Annotated in this window: 12 protein-coding genes and 1 riboswitch; of the genes, 5 read left to right on the top strand and 7 right to left on the bottom strand. The window is 55.4% G+C overall.

The features are described from left to right. Positions 1–7: 7 nt before the first annotated feature. The 3 genes from O5O45_RS22155 to O5O45_RS22165 all read right to left on the bottom strand — a co-directional run bounded on the left by O5O45_RS22155 (position 8) and on the right by O5O45_RS22165 (position 5,471). A complete protein-coding gene (locus tag O5O45_RS22155) occupies positions 8–607 on the bottom strand; it encodes a hypothetical protein (RefSeq protein WP_305901509.1) in 600 nt (199 codons plus the stop codon). A gap of 146 nt (positions 608–753) precedes the next feature. Continuing rightward, on the bottom strand, positions 754–1,074 hold the full coding sequence (locus O5O45_RS22160) for a hypothetical protein (protein ID WP_305901510.1): 321 nt from the start codon (positions 1,072–1,074) through the stop codon (positions 754–756). A 41-nt stretch (positions 1,075–1,115) separates the two neighbouring features. Next, positions 1,116–5,471 (bottom strand): PAS domain S-box protein, encoded by a 4,356-nt coding sequence (locus O5O45_RS22165; RefSeq protein ID WP_305901511.1) that lies wholly within the window; start codon positions 5,469–5,471, stop codon positions 1,116–1,118. A gap of 321 nt (positions 5,472–5,792) precedes the next feature. On the opposite strand from O5O45_RS22165, the gene O5O45_RS22170 reads away from it, so the two are divergent. Next, complete coding sequence (locus O5O45_RS22170; protein ID WP_305901512.1) at positions 5,793–6,167, top strand: cupin domain-containing protein; 375 nt, start codon at positions 5,793–5,795, stop codon at positions 6,165–6,167. Positions 6,168–6,220: 53 nt separating this feature from the next. Here O5O45_RS22170 and O5O45_RS22175 read toward each other — a convergent pair whose 3' ends face one another. The 3 genes from O5O45_RS22175 to O5O45_RS22185 all read right to left on the bottom strand — a co-directional run bounded on the left by O5O45_RS22175 (position 6,221) and on the right by O5O45_RS22185 (position 9,388). Beyond that, the gene (locus O5O45_RS22175) at positions 6,221–6,817 is read right to left on the bottom strand and encodes a DUF488 domain-containing protein (protein WP_305901513.1); all 597 of its coding nucleotides are present in this window, start codon (positions 6,815–6,817) and stop codon (positions 6,221–6,223) included. Then, positions 6,814–7,677 (bottom strand): DHH family phosphoesterase, encoded by an 864-nt coding sequence (locus tag O5O45_RS22180; RefSeq protein ID WP_305901514.1) that lies wholly within the window; start codon positions 7,675–7,677, stop codon positions 6,814–6,816. Before O5O45_RS22180 ends, O5O45_RS22175 begins: the two co-directional genes overlap by 4 nt. Positions 7,678–7,819: 142 nt before the next feature. Beyond that, positions 7,820–9,388 (bottom strand): inorganic phosphate transporter, encoded by a 1,569-nt coding sequence (locus O5O45_RS22185; RefSeq protein ID WP_305901515.1) that lies wholly within the window; start codon positions 9,386–9,388, stop codon positions 7,820–7,822. 171 nt (positions 9,389–9,559) lie between these two features. Next, positions 9,560–9,651: riboswitch (SAM-I-IV-variant riboswitch) on the top strand. Between the two features lie 241 nt (positions 9,652–9,892). On the opposite strand from O5O45_RS22185, the gene O5O45_RS22190 reads away from it, so the two are divergent. Together O5O45_RS22190 and O5O45_RS22195 are read left to right on the top strand one after the other, a co-directional pair. Next, entirely contained in the window at positions 9,893–10,252 is a 360-nt protein-coding gene (locus O5O45_RS22190; RefSeq protein ID WP_305901516.1) for a hypothetical protein, read from the top strand. Between the two features lie 170 nt (positions 10,253–10,422). Then, a complete protein-coding gene (locus O5O45_RS22195; protein WP_305901517.1) occupies positions 10,423–11,526 on the top strand; it encodes a GGDEF domain-containing protein in 1,104 nt (367 codons plus the stop codon). 5 nt (positions 11,527–11,531) lie between these two features. Here the strand turns inward: O5O45_RS22195 and O5O45_RS22200 are convergent, their stop codons facing one another. Beyond that, positions 11,532–11,987 (bottom strand): EVE domain-containing protein, encoded by a 456-nt coding sequence (locus O5O45_RS22200; RefSeq protein ID WP_305901518.1) that lies wholly within the window; start codon positions 11,985–11,987, stop codon positions 11,532–11,534. 188 nt (positions 11,988–12,175) lie between these two features. Here O5O45_RS22200 and O5O45_RS22205 point away from each other — a divergent pair, with 188 nt between their 5' ends. Together O5O45_RS22205 and O5O45_RS22210 are read left to right on the top strand one after the other, a co-directional pair. Next, positions 12,176–12,625 carry a flavodoxin gene (locus tag O5O45_RS22205; protein ID WP_305901519.1) on the top strand — a complete coding sequence of 150 codons (450 nt, stop codon included), beginning with the start codon at positions 12,176–12,178 and terminating at the stop codon, positions 12,623–12,625. 202 nt (positions 12,626–12,827) lie between these two features. Next, the gene (locus O5O45_RS22210) at positions 12,828–15,446 is read left to right on the top strand and encodes an EAL domain-containing protein (RefSeq protein ID WP_305901520.1); all 2,619 of its coding nucleotides are present in this window, start codon (positions 12,828–12,830) and stop codon (positions 15,444–15,446) included. Positions 15,447–15,448: the final 2 nt, after the last annotated feature.

The following is a 15,448-nucleotide window of genomic DNA, read 5'->3' on the forward strand; positions in this document are numbered from 1 at the left end:
CACCGCTTCAGATGACATCCGTCGTCTGAAGCTTTTCTTCCGCCTCAGTACTCACAGGCTCAGCACTCGGGCGTAAACGCCTTTTCTCCTTACTCACTTCCTCTTTCCTTACGCCTTTGCGATTCTCTTTACCGCTCTCCCAGACACCGCAGATAACCCCCAGAACAATGCTGGTCGGCAGAACCATATACAGCATAACGAAACTCATTTTAGGTGACAGAGAAAAAAGCAGAAAAAACAAACCGTAGTCGAGCAAGGCGACGACCATGCTAATCAGTGTGATATGCAAAACCACCGTCTTTCTCGAATATTCCTTAAAGTAGGTCCACAGGAAATATCGACTGACAGCGACTGAAAATAAGACTGAATAGATGATAAGAGGGAAAAGGCCAGGCGGCAGCTCCTCGACCCCCATAAAGGCCACCAGATAACCCGCAATGGTGGAGATGAAAACAGAACCTAAATAGACTCCCAGCGTTTCAACGCCCCTGTCCATGAAAAAGTCAGGAGCTTGAATCGCGCCCATTACGAAGAAAACCGTCACCAAGGAAAACGCGCTAAAAAACGGCCCGGTGATAAGCGTGAACAGTAATACTCGTAACTTCATATGATCCTTGCGCTACTGGAGGCTGTTAGTCCTGTGCATCGACAGCCGCTCGATTAAATCCGGGCGGCATTATGCTCACATAGACTCACGACCGCCAGCGCGTAACCGCGAAGGCGAACTATCAGCTCTCCTTATTTTGAACTGTCTCACTCCTTTTTAAGTTCGTAGGTGAAGCCCGCCATATCCGCCGTCATCGTGTCGCCGTCGAAAGCCAGCACTTTGATTTTAGCGTAGCCCAGGTCAATGGTTTGCCCTTTCACCGTGAAAGCGTCAGGATAAATGCGCCGTCCGCCCAGGTTCTGATAGAAGTTATCGCCCTCAAACTCCCACTTGTCGTTCTCGTCGTCAGACTCTCCGTTCATGGACAGAATCAACCAGCTTCCCTGCAAGGCCTGCTTACTGAGCTCCGCCGCTTGCGCGCCTATAGCGAACAGCGTCAGTGCAATAAATATGACTATTTTTTTCATCGCTTTACCATTCAAAGTCCTTAAGCATAGTCGAAAGACCGTTAACCGACTTCACGCCGCTGCAGCAGTAATTCCGCCTCCGTGTAAGCCGCCTTGATGCTCAGCCTGAGCTGCTCCAGCAACGCCTGATAGCGGGCGTCGTCACGCTCCCCTTTCACCAGATTTTCCAGTTGCGCCGCCAGCTCCGACACTCTGTTGGCCCCCACCGTAGAGGACATGCCTTTGAGGCTGTGATAATTCCGCTGGGTCTCCTCGGGCTCTGAGGGCCATTGTGTGGGATAGAGCTCCATCATTTTCGGCGCGTCACGCAGAAATAACTGAATGGCGCGGCAGTATATCCCCCAGTTGTCGTTCATCCGCGCCAGCGCGCAAGAGGCGTCTATGGCGCCGCTGCTCTCTACCGCGCAGGCGGCTTTTTCCGGTGTAGCTGTTTCTTTTTCCATGACTGTTTCTGATTCTATTTTGTTTTCTATTTCCACGTCTGTTAATGGCGCACCATCCCAGCCCGTTTGTTTTATCAATACATCCAGCAAGTGATCAAAGTCGAAGGGTTTGCCGACATGCTCGTTCATCCCGACGGATAGCGCCGTCTCCCGGTCCGAGGACATTGCGTTAGCGGTCATGGCGATAATGGGCAGCGCGTTCATTTTCAGTTTGCCGCGAATCTCACGGGTGGCGGTGTAACCATCCATTCCCGGCATCTGGATATCCATCAGCACAGCGTCAAACTTCGATTCCGCGCTCTGTATCGCCGCCACCGCTTCCAAACCGTCACCGGCAATGCTTACGTTCGCCCCTTCGCTCTGCAACAGCTCCATGGCCACCTGCTGATTAGTGGGGTTGTCCTCAACCAGCAATATGGTCATGCCATGCAGGCGCTTGCCGGCGACCGCGTCGTTGAGCCAACTGCGGGAGCGATCCAGTTTCATGGTGTCCGAGGCGGCGTCAAGAATCATTGAGGCGGTCACTGGCTTGGTGAGATAGCCGTCAATGGTGTTGGGCGACGAAAGGCGACGACGCTCCATTTCATCCCGCGCCTGGGCGCTCACCATCATGATCAGCGGCGCCTGCCCCACCGGATATTGCGCCTTGATCAGCTCCGCGGCGCGCCAGCCATCTATACCCGGCATCATCCAGTCCATCAAAACCAGGTTGTAAGGAGTGGCGAAATCCGCAGCCTCCAATAATTTGGCCACGCCCTCCTCGCCGTTGACCGCGATATCCGCTGTCCAGCCGAAGGACTCAATAATGCCCTTGAGCACTTCCCTGGTGTTGGCGTTATCGTCCACCACCAATACACGCAGCCGTTTCGGCAGACTGCAGGCTTTTTTCGCTGCGCTCCAGGCTTGCGCCCTGAGGCAGGAGATAGAAAAGCGGAACACGCTGCCCTCGCCTTCCTTGCTTTCCGCCGTAATTTCTCCTCCCATCAAGCGCACCAGACGCCGACATATCGCCAACCCCAGACCAGCGCCGCCAAAACGCCGGGCGGTTGATGCTTCCGCTTGCGTGAACCCTTCGAAGATGCGCTGCAACTGCTCTGGAGAGATACCGATACCGGTGTCGCGCACAGAGAAAGACAAAACCAGATTATCGTCTTGTGCGGACTCCAGCCTGACGGAAATCTCCACCTCTCCCTGCTCCGTGAACTTCACGGCATTGCCCGCCAGATTTATAAGAATCTGCTGCAAACGCAGGCCATCCAGTTCCAGCCAGTCAGGAATTTTCGGATCAACGTCGAACAGCACCTCCAGCGGTTTGTCGCCGATATTCGCGGAAATAATCACCCACACATCCTGCAGCAGTTTATCCAGGCTGCAGGGCTCCAAATCCAGGGTCAGTTTGCCGGCTTCGATTTTGGAGAAATCCAGAATGTCATTAAGAATGCCCAGCAAAGCGCGGGCGGAAGACTCCGCCTTCTGCACGTAGTCTCGCTGACGCTCTTCCAGGTCAGTGCGCTTGAGTAGGTTGACCATCCCGAGAATGGCGTTCATGGGCGTACGGATTTCGTGGCTCATGTTGGCCAGGAACTCGGACTTCGCCTTACTGGCTTTGTCGGCCATCGACTTGGCTTCACGCAGACGCTGTTCGTACTCACGCTGCTCTGTGATATCTCGGTTGACGCCAAGCACCAGAATCGGCTTGCCCAGATCATTGAATTCCACCACTGCGGCGGCCTGCACATAACGCACCTCGCCACTGGGTCGCACTATGCGATAAATGGGATCGTAAACCCCCTCTCCCGCCATAGCCGCCTCCAGCTTGGCCGTGGTCGCGGCTTCATCCTCAGGATGCAGCGTGTTGCGCCAGTGACGATGACTCAAGCCGGCATTGTTCAGCTCGTAGGGAACCTGGTAGATCTCGAACATCTGCCGGTTCCAGGTCAGCGTGTCGCTCGTCAGATCCCAGGTCCATATCCCCAGCTCCGCCACTTCCGCCGCTTTCAGCAGCTGATCCCGCATGGAGGTCAGATTGCGTCGATCCTGCACCTGCCGGGAAATATCCGTTGCGACGCCGAGATAGCCGCTGGCGCGGTTATTTTCGTCCAGCAGTTCGGTCACGGACAGTTGCACCGGGAATCGACTTCCGTCTTTACGCACATAGGTCCACTCATGTTCATTGGGAAGTCCGCGCTTGGTCTTGGCGATAAACACATCAAACCCAGGCGCCAGCTTCTCGCGCAATTCTTCAGAGAACTCTCGCGCCCGCGCCACTACTTCCTCCCGTAGGTGGAAGGTCGCCGGCGTTCTTTTCCCCACCATTTCATCAGCGCTGTACCCTAACATGCGCTCGGCGGCGGGATTAAAAAGGGTAATCACGCCCTCCAGATCCGTAGCGATAATTGCGTTGCCGGCATTATTGAGAATCGCCTGCTGTAACGCCAGATAGCGCTGAATTTCCGCCGTCCTCGACTCGACCTGACGCTCCAGAGACGCATTCAGCTCACGAATTTGATTCTCTATGGACATCTGTCGGCTGATATCACGAATCGTCTTGGCGGCGCCGACGATCTCTCCGTCCGCATTCCTGATTGGCGATACGGACACCGACACTTCCACCATGCGTCCGTCCTTGCACTTACGTTGAGTGTTGAAGGGTTTAACCGGCCCGCCGTCTTCAATCCGGCCCAGAATACTCGTTTCTTCAGCAACCCGCTCCGCTGGTACGATAAGTTTCTGCACGAAACGTCCAATCGCCTCGTCGCCACGATAGCCGAACATCAATTCGGCGCCATGGTTCCAGTCCGTGATCACTCCATCCAAATCCATACCCAGCACAGCATCCTGGGCGCTTTCCACTATCGCCGCCAGACGCGCCTGCCCGGCGCTGACCAGCTGTCTCTGCCGCATATTCAGCCAGTAGAGGTAGAGAAAGCCGCCCACCACCGCCATGCCCCCAAGCAAAGCCAGCATAATGTTGGAAACGTTCCTGCCCACGCGCTTCTCAGCCGCTTCCTGAGGATAAGTGATATAAAGCCTGAGAACCCGGTTCGGCTGTCCCTCCTGCAAAGAAGCCTCCCGACTGACAGCGAGGAATGCGCCCTCATCACCGTCGAATAGAGACATATTTCCGAACAGCTCAGCGTCAACCGGAATATTGGAAAACTCGTCCCCCCAGCGATAGCGCCGACCGAGATCAAACCCGAATTCTTTGTTGCTATCAGCGTGGATCAAAAAATCGCCCGACTGATTAGTTAGATATGAGCGATAGCCCGCCTGGGTCTCCGCAGAGATGTCAGCGAACATAGAGCCTACGTCGATATTGATCACCAGTATGCCAAACGCATTGCCCGCGCTGTTGATGACCGGAGTGGCTACTCGCAGCGTCGGCACATGCGGCCACTGCACCATGTCATATTCACGGTTAAGGTTCAAATCGGAGACATACAAAGAGCCGGGAGGAATACGGATGGCTTCCTGGAAATAATCCCGCTGCGCTTTCTGCTGCAGTTCTTCATCCGCGATAATTTCGGGAAGGTCGCCTTTGCGGTCGACTCGAACAACCTCCCTGCCGCCGTCAGCCACGCCAATTAAACGCACTTGCGTAACTTCGGGATGAGTAATCAGATAGCCGGAGAAAATCGTATTCAAGCGTTGTCGCCACAGCGACAAAGAGCTGTCTTCCCGAACATCGTAACCATCATTTTCCGTCGCGCGGACGATGCCTTGAATAGGAGGGGTGAACAGGAGAAAACGCACGTCATGGGACAACCCTTCCAGACGCTGGGTGATTTTCTCTGTACGGAAAGAAGCCTGCCCCTCCATCAGCGCCTCCAGTTCCGCATAAACTCTGCGGCGCTCCACACCAATGCTGATGTACACCACAAGAAGACAGACGCCGACAATCACAACCAGCGCAGTAAAGATCCGCAATTGAGCTGAGGAGGATTTCCCTGACATCCAAGCTCCCGTCGCCTATCCGGCGGGCCCGAAGAAGTGGCCGCCGCAGATCGGCCGCCTCCTCGCGCCAGAATGAGAAGCTGCGCCGCCAGGGCTTTGAGCGACGCAGCTTTTTATCTATAAGAGATTAGCTGAAAAATCAGGACTACGCGGGTTCCTGTTATGTCGGAAATGGTCTCATGGGGAGCAGATAATGGATCCAGCCTTATACCCTGCGCAGTTACCGCAACCGCCCGCCTTGAGTCAGAACTCCATATCAGGGAATATAATCGCCAAATTATTAGTAAACACCGATAAAACAAAAACTTAGAGGAAGAAAGGATGTGCGTAGTATCCAAGGACAACGCCGAGCATTACATCTGGGGAGAAGGTTGCGACGGCTGGCATCTGGTTAAAAGCCCAACCTTAAGCGTTATCCAGGAACGGGTTCCCAGCGGTTGTGCGGAAGTGCGCCATCTGCATCAAAAGGCGGAGCAATTCTTCTTCGTCCTGTCCGGCGTCGCGACGCTGGAAGTGGACGGAGAAACCTATACCCTGCATCCTCACCGGGGCAAGCACGTCCCTGCCGGCATGCCCCATCAGCTGCGTAACGAGTCAACAGAAGACTTAATATTCACCGTGACCTCAACCCCGCCCAGCCATGGGGATCGGATTGAGCATAACGTACAGAGGGTCGAGGGATCGCCTGCAGGTTAATTAATACTGCCGAGTGTGCGGCAGTTCAACCAATGCGATCAGTGAAGCACATGTCACTCCGGCTTACGATAAGCCATGACCTGACAATATTTTCGATAGGCCAGGTCGCGGCACTCTTCTTCTGGGGTCAGCATATCCGGTTGAATGCCGGTGAGTTCCATCAGGCGGCGCTCCAGTTCCGGTTGCGCCTCGATGTCGCCCTCATGGGAGATATGTCTGACAGTGACGCCTTCACGTTGCAGGGCGTAGGCGATCAGCAGGCTGCGATGGCAACTTGCGGGATCTTTCTCAGCGCACATCAGGGCGATGCGAAAGCCTTTGTCCATTCCGTCTTTTAGCCTTCCCACTCCACTCTGAAACAAATCGGATTGAATCAGACGGTCAAACTGAACCTGCCTGCTTTCGTCATAATGGGTAGGATCTTTGGAGCGCGGCCCCAGTTCCTCGCCAAGGTAGACGTAACGTAAGCCATGGTCCTTGAGATGCTGGACCAGGGTTTCCCGATGGTAGTCGTGAAAAGCGCGGCTATATGGCACAGAGCGGACATCGGCGACCACATCGATATGATGATTCTGCAATTGACTGATAAACACGGCTATCGGCTTAGTGGCGTAACCAATGCTGTAAAGAGAAGGCTTTGAGGCGCTCATTCCGCTTCTGCTTCCGTCGGCTCCAGGGTCAACCAGCGTTCATCAATGCGGGTGGAGAAGCCTGCTGCGCGCGGGTGCCCGCCGCCGCCAAACTTTATCGCCACCTCGGCCACATTAACGCCATCGTCTGTGGATCGCAGCGACCAGCCGCGCTTACCGCCCTTATCACTGTACCCCGCCGCGAAGGGATGTCCCTGCGCCAGCACATTGAGCAGTTCGCTGGTCACCGCGAGAGGACAGTTAACAATAGGCACCGCATAGCCGGCGATCTCGCCCATCACCGACCGTCCCTTGTAATATTCGATCATCTGTTCACGAAACCGGTTAATGGCGCGCCCCTCGTCCGCCAGACGCGACAAGGCGGCCCCGGATTGGGCCAATTCATCCCATACTTCAAAATCCTTGGGGTAAGACATTAACGCCGCATTGACGTCACGGCTGTCGGCCATGCGCCATTGCCAGAGGTCGCGGTCCTGAATCATCGCCAGCAAGGCAGGAGGCGGCTCTTCGTGAAAGTGCTCCCAGGCGATCACCGCACCGGAGCGACTCATATCAAACGTCAGACTTAAATTCAGGCACTCCTGATCCAACCCGGCGACCTCTTCCGCCGCACTGATATGGTGATCCAGCACGATGACAGCGTCGGCGCTGACGCACAGTTGCTTCAAAGCCTCTCGCTTGTAGCAGAAGTCCAGAAGGTAAACGCGCTTGCCCGCGCAGTCCGGCGGCGGCTCGCCGTGGGTCGCCGCGTAGTAGTCCGCATCCTGTTTATCCAACATCGTCAGGCGCCGGTAGGCCGCATAAGCCGCACCGAAGCCATCCAGGCAATTGCCATGATAAATTACGAGGGTCTGATTCACCGATCACTCACCTTACACAGTCCTTATCATTGCATATATACGCTAAGTGCAGAGGACGGCTCAACGCCACTTTCCGGTAAGCCAAAATGAAAAAGCCCGACTATCCTTCGGGAAAGCCGGGCTTACACAGAGCAGAAACAGCCTATGGCAACAGCATACCGCGGATCATGAAATACAGCAGGGCCGCCAGTAATGCGGACACAGGCACCGTAATAATCCAGGCGGCGACGATCTTCTTGATGCTGGCGCGCTTGACCAGTTCTTCACGATACACATTTTTCAGACGCTTGCGCTCTTCTTTGGTAAGAGGCACGTCTTCTTTGTGTTTCTTGGCCTGCTTCAACATCTGCTTCATATCTTCCACAGACGCTTTTTCGAAGTTGTTCAGAAACTTCTGCAGCTTCTCGCGCTCCAGACCCGCATGCTCCTCCAGAATAAGATGCAGCTGGCTGGCGTAGTTCACTTTCAAATATTCCCGCAGGAAACCGACGCCAAAGACTGCGCCGACAGCGATATGAGTGGAGCTGACCGGCAAGCCCAGCTGCGAAGCGACAATTACCGTGATAGCAGCGGCCAGAGCGATACAGAAGGCGCGCGTCTTGTCCAGTTCAGTGATCTCGTTACCGACTGTCTTGATCAGCTTTGGTCCGTACAGCAACAGACCAATTGCGATACCCAACGCACCGACCATCATCACCCATAACGGAATAGACGCCTTTTGCACCACGCCGTGATTAACAATCGCGTCATTGATCGCAGCCAGCGGTCCAATCGCATTGGCCACGTCGTTGGCGCCATGAGCGAAACTCAGCAACGCCGCCGCGAAGATCAGCGGCACGGTAAACAGCTTGTTGACGCTTTCACGGGTGTTTTCCATTTTCCGCGCAGCGCGCCCTACCATTGGCAGCAACGCAAAGTACAACGCCGCCGAGACTCCCAGGCCTATGAGCAAGGCGGTCATGAAGTCCAGTTTAATGATGTTCTTGGCGCCTTTAAGCAGCAGGTAGGTGACGAACGCCCACGCCATGATTGCGATCAGGATAGGAACGTAACGACGCGCCGCTCCCAGCTTATCCTCTTCATACAACATTGAGCGCTTGACGAAGTACAGGGTCCCCGCCGCGATAACGCCGCCCATTGCAGGCGAAATCACCCAGCTGGCCACGATAGCGCCCATCTGTCCCCAGTTCGCAACGCCAAAGCCGCCGGCGGCGATGCCTGCGCCCAGTACGCCGCCAACAATGGAATGCGTGGTGGATACAGGCGCGCCCAGATAGGTCGCCACGTTCAACCACAGCGCACCGGCCAGCAGCGCCGCCATCATCAGCCAGATGAAAGTAGTGGAATCTTGAATGAAGTCCGGGTTGATAATACCGTTCTTGATGGTGCTGACTACGTTGCCCCCGGCGACCAGCGCCCCCAGCGCTTCAAATATCGCCGCCAGCGCCAGCGCGCCCAGCAGAGTGATCGCTTTCGAGCCCACGGCGGGCCCCATATTATTGGCTACGTCGTTGGCGCCGATGTTCAGCGCCATATAACCGCCGATCATAGCGGCGACTACAAGCAGGTATCCTCCCTCAAGATCGCCGATCCGAAGGTTGGTGTATATCAGGATGCCCAGAATAAAAAGTAGCGCAATACCAATGCGAGCCAGTTCCTGCTGCCCACTGGAGGCGGCTTCTTCCAACTGACCCAGGTTGCGAAACTCCATCAGATTTTCCCCTCAATAAATTTGAAGGCGCAACTTTAACAAAACAGTCATCTGATGGACATAGTCCAAAATCGCGGAAATAACGGCTATTAACGGGGAAATTCCTGGAAGATTGATCTGCGTCGCGCCAGGTTATTGATTCAACCGATTATTTTGTATACATTAAGCGAGTTCGTGCATCAAGAGAAGGACTGACGTCCTCACCAACCTGCCGACCTGGGCAAGGTGGTGCCAGAACCGTTACAGGAAACATTTTGTTTAAGTCATTAATGTCGATTACCAAACGAATTACCAAGGGCATGTTACCAACCGGTAAATAAGCCCCCGATCGTTTGCGCCTCTTTAGGCAATAGACATTAGAAAACCTCCCTCGTGCGGGAATGACTTAATCAAAAAAACTGTTTTCCGGGTTCTGAGATGTGGCCATCCTGGCAACTCACAGGCAAGCCCCACGTCAGTTCTCGCACGTTTTAATCGATAGTATTAACGTGGAGAACCTAGAACATGTCATTAACCGCTTCATTAGCAGATCATGCTGAAGCCCATGAGCTTCAGGATCAGCCCGAGCTGCCGTCGCCCAATCTCGAACAGCTTCTCACGTCCAGTGCGACGATCCGTCACTACGTTCACCTTTGCCCCCTGAATGTTTGGATGGCGCAAGGCTCATACCGATGCAAGACTCAGGGGAGCCACGCCAGCTATTGGGTCTACGCGGAGTACCGCGACCGCCGCGGCGCCAGCCGTTACGCCAGTTTCAGGTTTGCTTCCGCGCAACAGGCGCTGGACTTCGTACGCTTCAGGCTGGCCGCTATTTCACTGCCGGGAATCAGCTCAGAGCAAACCCATCGCCGCCCGTTAGGTTAATCCGACGGGCGCCGCCTGATTTCCTGACCTTTCGCCGACCGCCGCCATCGCATTCCGAAATAATATTTAACAGTTGTTGCGGGAAATACCTGATAGTGTCGGCAATTTATCGAATATATGTGGACTATAATAGAAACAGTCACTTGCAGAGGCGGCCATAACAATAAGACATGACAGAGCGTAACCGCAAAACCAACTTCCATCTGTTAAGCGCAGTCCTCGACGAAGAAGCCAAGGTCGTTAGCGTCATTAAAGCGCTGGCTTATGCGGCGTCCTTCATGTCCTTCGTTATTGGCGTGAAGTCCTGGCTGTGGTCCCATACTGCGCACGCATCCGCGCTGTTCCTGTTTTGCGCGCTGATGCTGATGAACGTGATTTCCTACAACCGCACCCTCAATCAGCAACTGTTCAAAACCCTGTTCTTATGGCTGGTCGGTCTGTTGTTCCTGTATCTCATCGCCGGCGGCGGCGAGAGCAATACCGGCATTCTCTGGTTTTATGTGTTCCCGCCTTTCGTCTTTTATGTGGCGGGACTACGCACCGGCAGCTGGATGTTGATCATCATGGTTGCGCTGATCGCCATTATCTTCCGCTTTCCGGAACTCCCCTGGGTGCGCACCGTCTATAATCTGGACTTCCAACTCCGCTTCGCCGCCACCGTTTCCTTCGTCTCCGTCTTCGCCTTTGTGATGGATCACTCCAGGCGCAAAGCGCGTCAGGAGCTGATCAACATGGCGCGTCTGTATGAGAAAGCGGCGCGCACTGACGAGTTGACCCAGTTGCCCAACCGCCGCGACATGCAGCAACAGCTTGAGAAAGAATATTTCCGCTACAAGCGCCATGGCAGCCACTTCTCAGTTATCCTGCTGGATATCGATCACTTCAAGATGATCAATGACACATACGGCCACGACGCCGGCGACTTCGTGCTGATGAAAATTTCAGAGTTATTGGTCAACGCCTGCCGCAAAATGGACATGGCGGCGCGCTGGGGCGGAGAAGAATTCCTCATTCAGTTGCCGGACACCTCATTGGTGCAGGCCCTGACCCTGGCGGAAAGGCTACGCAAAAGCATCGAGACCAGTCCGCTGCAGTACAAAAATCAGGAAATCAGCTACACCATCAGTTGCGGCGTCTGCTCCATCAGTCAGGCGAAAGATCTGGCCTCTCTACTGAAGCAGGCGGACGTCAATCTGTATCAGGCCAAAATCAAAGGCCGCAATATGGTGATCCCTTTGGTTGTGCAAAAAGCCAGCGAGGATGAACCCGTCTAAGCGCTTCACGCCATCGCCATGACAGCGTCCCACTCATGGGGTTGCACCGGCATTACGGAGAGACGACTGCGTTTGACCAGCGCCATGTCCTGAAGCGCAGGGTTCAGCTTAATCTCCGCCAGCGGAACGACCTTTTTCAATTTAAGCACGAACTTCACTGAGACGCACCACCAGCGGGGGTTCTCCTCCGTAGACTTGGGATCGTAATAAGGCGACTCAGGATCAAAAGAGGACGGGTCCGGGTAGGCTTCCCGGCAGACTTCGGCGATACCCGCTACGCCCGGTTCGGGGCAACTGCTGTGATAGATGAACACCTGATCGCCCACTTTCATATTGTCGCGCATAAAGTTACGCGCCTGATAATTCCGCACGCCATCCCAGCCGGACACGCCTTCCGGCGAGTTCGCCAGATCATCGATGCTGAATGCGTCGGGTTCAGTTTTCATCAGCCAGTACGCCATAGGTTTGTCCTCCTGTTGAGCTTCTAGATGGCGGGGCCTAAACAATAAATGCAAAGCCAACAAAATTCTAATGCGGAGCACTCCTAAAACAATTCCTGGCGGAGACGCTTAAAATTCCTGCCGCGGATGCTTACAATACCCGACTGAATTAATCGGACATTGAATCGTCCCAGTAACCGGGAAAGAGCATGAAAAAGATTGTTATCTGCGTCGGCACTGTATACGGCGCTGCGCTGGAAACCGCCGAAGCGGTGCAAAAGGCGCTGAATGAGGAAGGATATGCAGCCCGGGTGGCGCAAAATCCCACTCTGGAAGACATCACGGAAGCGGACTCCGCCGCGTTAATCTGCACCTCCACCACCGGCAGTGGCGACCTGCCCGACAATATCGCGCCTTTATATACGGCGCTGACCACGCAATTCCCCAATATCGTCGGCAAGCCCTTCGGCGTCATCACCTTGGGCGACAGCTCTTATTTCGACAGCTATTGCGGCGCGGGCGAACTGATGGAGCACGCCATGACCGAGCTGGCGGCGGTGAAAGTGGGAGACGGACTCAAAATCGACGCGATGGAAACCGCCGATCCCGCCGCGGAAGCCGTCGCTTGGGCGCAGACTTGGGCGCAGCAATTGGCTTAGCCGTTCTCGTCGCCACGTCAGTCCAGGCTCCCCTTTCAACAGGCCATTGATTCGCAATGGCCTTCTCTTTTCTCTCCCTGATGAGCGCCCCAGGTTGGCGTGATCGCCCATCCCTACCTAATCTTAAGTTGTATACGCCGCCTTCGCTTCTCCCCATTACCGCCTAGATGGGGCGACGCTAATTGTTGATTTCAAAAGAAAAATGCCAAATATCAAAGCGTTCCTGTTCCTATGTCTGCTCGTACTAAGCGCCCACTGCCACGGGGAAGCTGAAGCGCCGCGCAACTATGTCAGCGCCGAGGATAAGGCGATACCGGTTGTCGACTACTGGCGTGACGCTACCGGGGAGGAAAGTCTGGAAGAACTGCTCAGCCATGCCGACCTCACCTGGGAAACGATCGCCGCCAACCACGCCAACTTCGGTTACACCAAAGACAGTTTCTGGTTTCGCTTCACCCTGGCCAACGCCACCGATAAACCGAAACGTCGCCTGCTCGTAGTCAGAGCGCCTCATTTGGATGATGTGCTCTTTGTCGAGCTGGTCAATGACGAGGTCGTCCGGCGCAGCCAGACCGGCGAATATTATCCGTTCAGCCAGCGGGAGACGCTGCACCCTCTTTATATCTACCCCGTGGAGCTGGAGCCCGGCGAAGCGCATGATTTTTTGTTCCGCATCCAAAGCGAGGGCTCCCTGAGTCTGCCTCTGGAGATATGGAAGGAAGACGCGTTCTACCTGCGCAATGACCGGGAAGTCCTCACCCACGGTCTTTATTACGGCTTCCTGCTTTTTGTCGTCACGTTCAACCTGTTTATTTTCCTGGCGCTCCGGGAGCCCATGTATCTGTTCTACGTCATCTTTACCTTGATGATTCTGCTGGTGCAAGCGACGCTGCAAGGCCGCACTTTCCAATTCCTCTGGCCCAACGTACCGCAGTTGCAGAACTTCACTATCCTGGTCTCCGTGCCGCTGATTGCGCTATCAGCGGCGGAGTTTTCCCGACGTTTCCTGAAATTGCCCGTCAAAGCCCCGCGCCTGAATTACCTGCTGATCGGCGTCAGCATTGCCGGGGTGGCCTCGATAGTCGGCGTTTTCGCTGCGCCAGCGCACCTGTCAAAAGGCGCATCCACCGCGTTAGTGCTGGTGACAGACCTGATTCTCGTCATTATCGGCCCCTATCTCTGGTGGAAAGGCGTGCGCTCCGCTCGCCTGTTTACTTGCGCCTGGCTGATGCTGGAGTTGGGCGCCAGCTTGACCCTGTTATTGGTCCTGGGCATCGTCCCGCATAACCTGCTGACGGCGTACGGTTTTGAAATTGGCTCTGCTGCGGAAGCCGTGCTGCTCTCCGTCGCCATTGTGGAGCGCATCTATGTTGAACGGAATGAGCGCCTCAAGGCCCAGGAACAAATCATCGAAGAGCAGCAGGAACTGCAATTGCTGGAGCAACGTCGCTTATATGAGGCGACCCACAGTCATGTCACCGAGTTGCCCAGCCGCGCCTATCTGGAGCGCTTCATCACCGATCGCATCAGCGCCAAGCCGGGCGGCGCCTTTATGGCCTGCCTGATCAGCCTGCAGCGCTATCGTGACATAGACCGCACTCTGGGCAATGAAAACGCGCGCCAGCTGATGTACCAGATCGCCCATCAACTCAATGAATTCGTGGAAACGCTGGATGGCGTCATCCCCATCGAGCAGTCCGTACAGGGGCCGCTTTATGTCGCGTCGCTGGACGAAATCACGCTGGCGATGCTGCTGGAACGGCGTCGCGACAGCGAAGCCGATCAGGAAGTGCTGGCCCTGTCGAAGTTTCTGGGACGGCGCATTCAGTTCGGCTACCTTTCACTCGATCTTGATCCTCGCTTTGGCCTGGCTGCCTACCCCCATCATACGGACAGCGCCGAAGGCCTGTTGCGACTGGCGCGCATCGCCTTGGACGCCACCCATCACAGCAAAGGCTGCGCGGCGGTTTACCAGTCCCAGTACAACCCTTACAGCGAGCGTCGCCTCACCCTGCTGGCGGAGTTGGACAAAGCCATCGACGCCGACAAGCTCAGTCTGCATTTTCAACCGCAGTTGGACATTGAAGCCGATGTCATCACCGGCTTTGAAGCCTTGATTCGCTGGACGCATGATGACTTCGGCCAAGTATTCCCCGACGAGTTCATTCCGTTGGCGGAACAGGCCGGCCACATTACCAAGCTCACTCTCTGGGTAATCAGGCAGGCGCTCATCCGCCTACAGGAGTTAAGCGAAGCCGGTTACGAAGACATTGGCATTGCAGTGAACATTTCGATGGTGGACCTGGAGAACGACAGCTTTATAGAGAAAGTGCAACGATTACTGGCCAGCGCCAGCGTTCCCCCCGCGCGACTGACGCTGGAACTCACAGAGACTGCCCTGATGCGGGATCCCGAGGGGGCGCTATCGGCGCTAAAGGCCCTCAGAGCGGCAGGCGTGCTGATTGCACTGGATGACTTCGGCGTAGGTTACTCCTCCCTCTCCTATATCAAGAAGCTGCCCTTGCATAAGGTGAAAATAGACCGCTCCCTGATCAGCGATCTCGCCAGCGCGCCGGACGCCGGCGTCGTGGCGCGAACCGCCATCGATATGTCTCATGGGCTGGGTTACGAGGCTATTGCGGAAGGTGTGGAGGATGTTGAGTCGCTCAACCTGCTGCGGTCCATGGATTGCCGTTACATTCAAGGATACTGGCTGGCCCGGCCGATGCCCTGGGAGTTCGCCATCGAATGGCTGCGCACTTACGCCGCCCATGCTCAGGAACGGGCGGCGGAACGGGACATGCGCGCCAAGTCCGGCTGAAG

The sequence above is a fragment of the Hahella sp. HNIBRBA332 genome (assembly GCF_030719035.1).
In the GTDB taxonomy this organism is placed as follows: domain Bacteria; phylum Pseudomonadota; class Gammaproteobacteria; order Pseudomonadales; family Oleiphilaceae; genus Hahella.

What these genes read in the sequence shown, in the direction of transcription:
- O5O45_RS22210 (WP_305901520.1), top strand. Translation starts at nt 12,828, where the DNA reads ATGCCAAATATCAAAGCGTTCCTGTTCCTATGTCTGCTCGTACTAAGC.
- O5O45_RS22170 (WP_305901512.1), top strand. Translation starts at nt 5,793, where the DNA reads ATGTGCGTAGTATCCAAGGACAACGCCGAGCATTACATCTGGGGAGAA.
- O5O45_RS22200 (WP_305901518.1), bottom strand. Translation starts at nt 11,987, where the DNA reads ATGGCGTACTGGCTGATGAAAACTGAACCCGACGCATTCAGCATCGAT.
- O5O45_RS22165 (WP_305901511.1), bottom strand. Translation starts at nt 5,471, where the DNA reads ATGTCAGGGAAATCCTCCTCAGCTCAATTGCGGATCTTTACTGCGCTG.
- O5O45_RS22160 (WP_305901510.1), bottom strand. Translation starts at nt 1,074, where the DNA reads ATGAAAAAAATAGTCATATTTATTGCACTGACGCTGTTCGCTATAGGC.
- O5O45_RS22175 (WP_305901513.1), bottom strand. Translation starts at nt 6,817, where the DNA reads ATGAGCGCCTCAAAGCCTTCTCTTTACAGCATTGGTTACGCCACTAAG.
- O5O45_RS22185 (WP_305901515.1), bottom strand. Translation starts at nt 9,388, where the DNA reads ATGGAGTTTCGCAACCTGGGTCAGTTGGAAGAAGCCGCCTCCAGTGGG.
- O5O45_RS22155 (WP_305901509.1), bottom strand. Translation starts at nt 607, where the DNA reads ATGAAGTTACGAGTATTACTGTTCACGCTTATCACCGGGCCGTTTTTT.
- O5O45_RS22205 (WP_305901519.1), top strand. Translation starts at nt 12,176, where the DNA reads ATGAAAAAGATTGTTATCTGCGTCGGCACTGTATACGGCGCTGCGCTG.
- O5O45_RS22190 (WP_305901516.1), top strand. Translation starts at nt 9,893, where the DNA reads ATGTCATTAACCGCTTCATTAGCAGATCATGCTGAAGCCCATGAGCTT.
- O5O45_RS22195 (WP_305901517.1), top strand. Translation starts at nt 10,423, where the DNA reads ATGACAGAGCGTAACCGCAAAACCAACTTCCATCTGTTAAGCGCAGTC.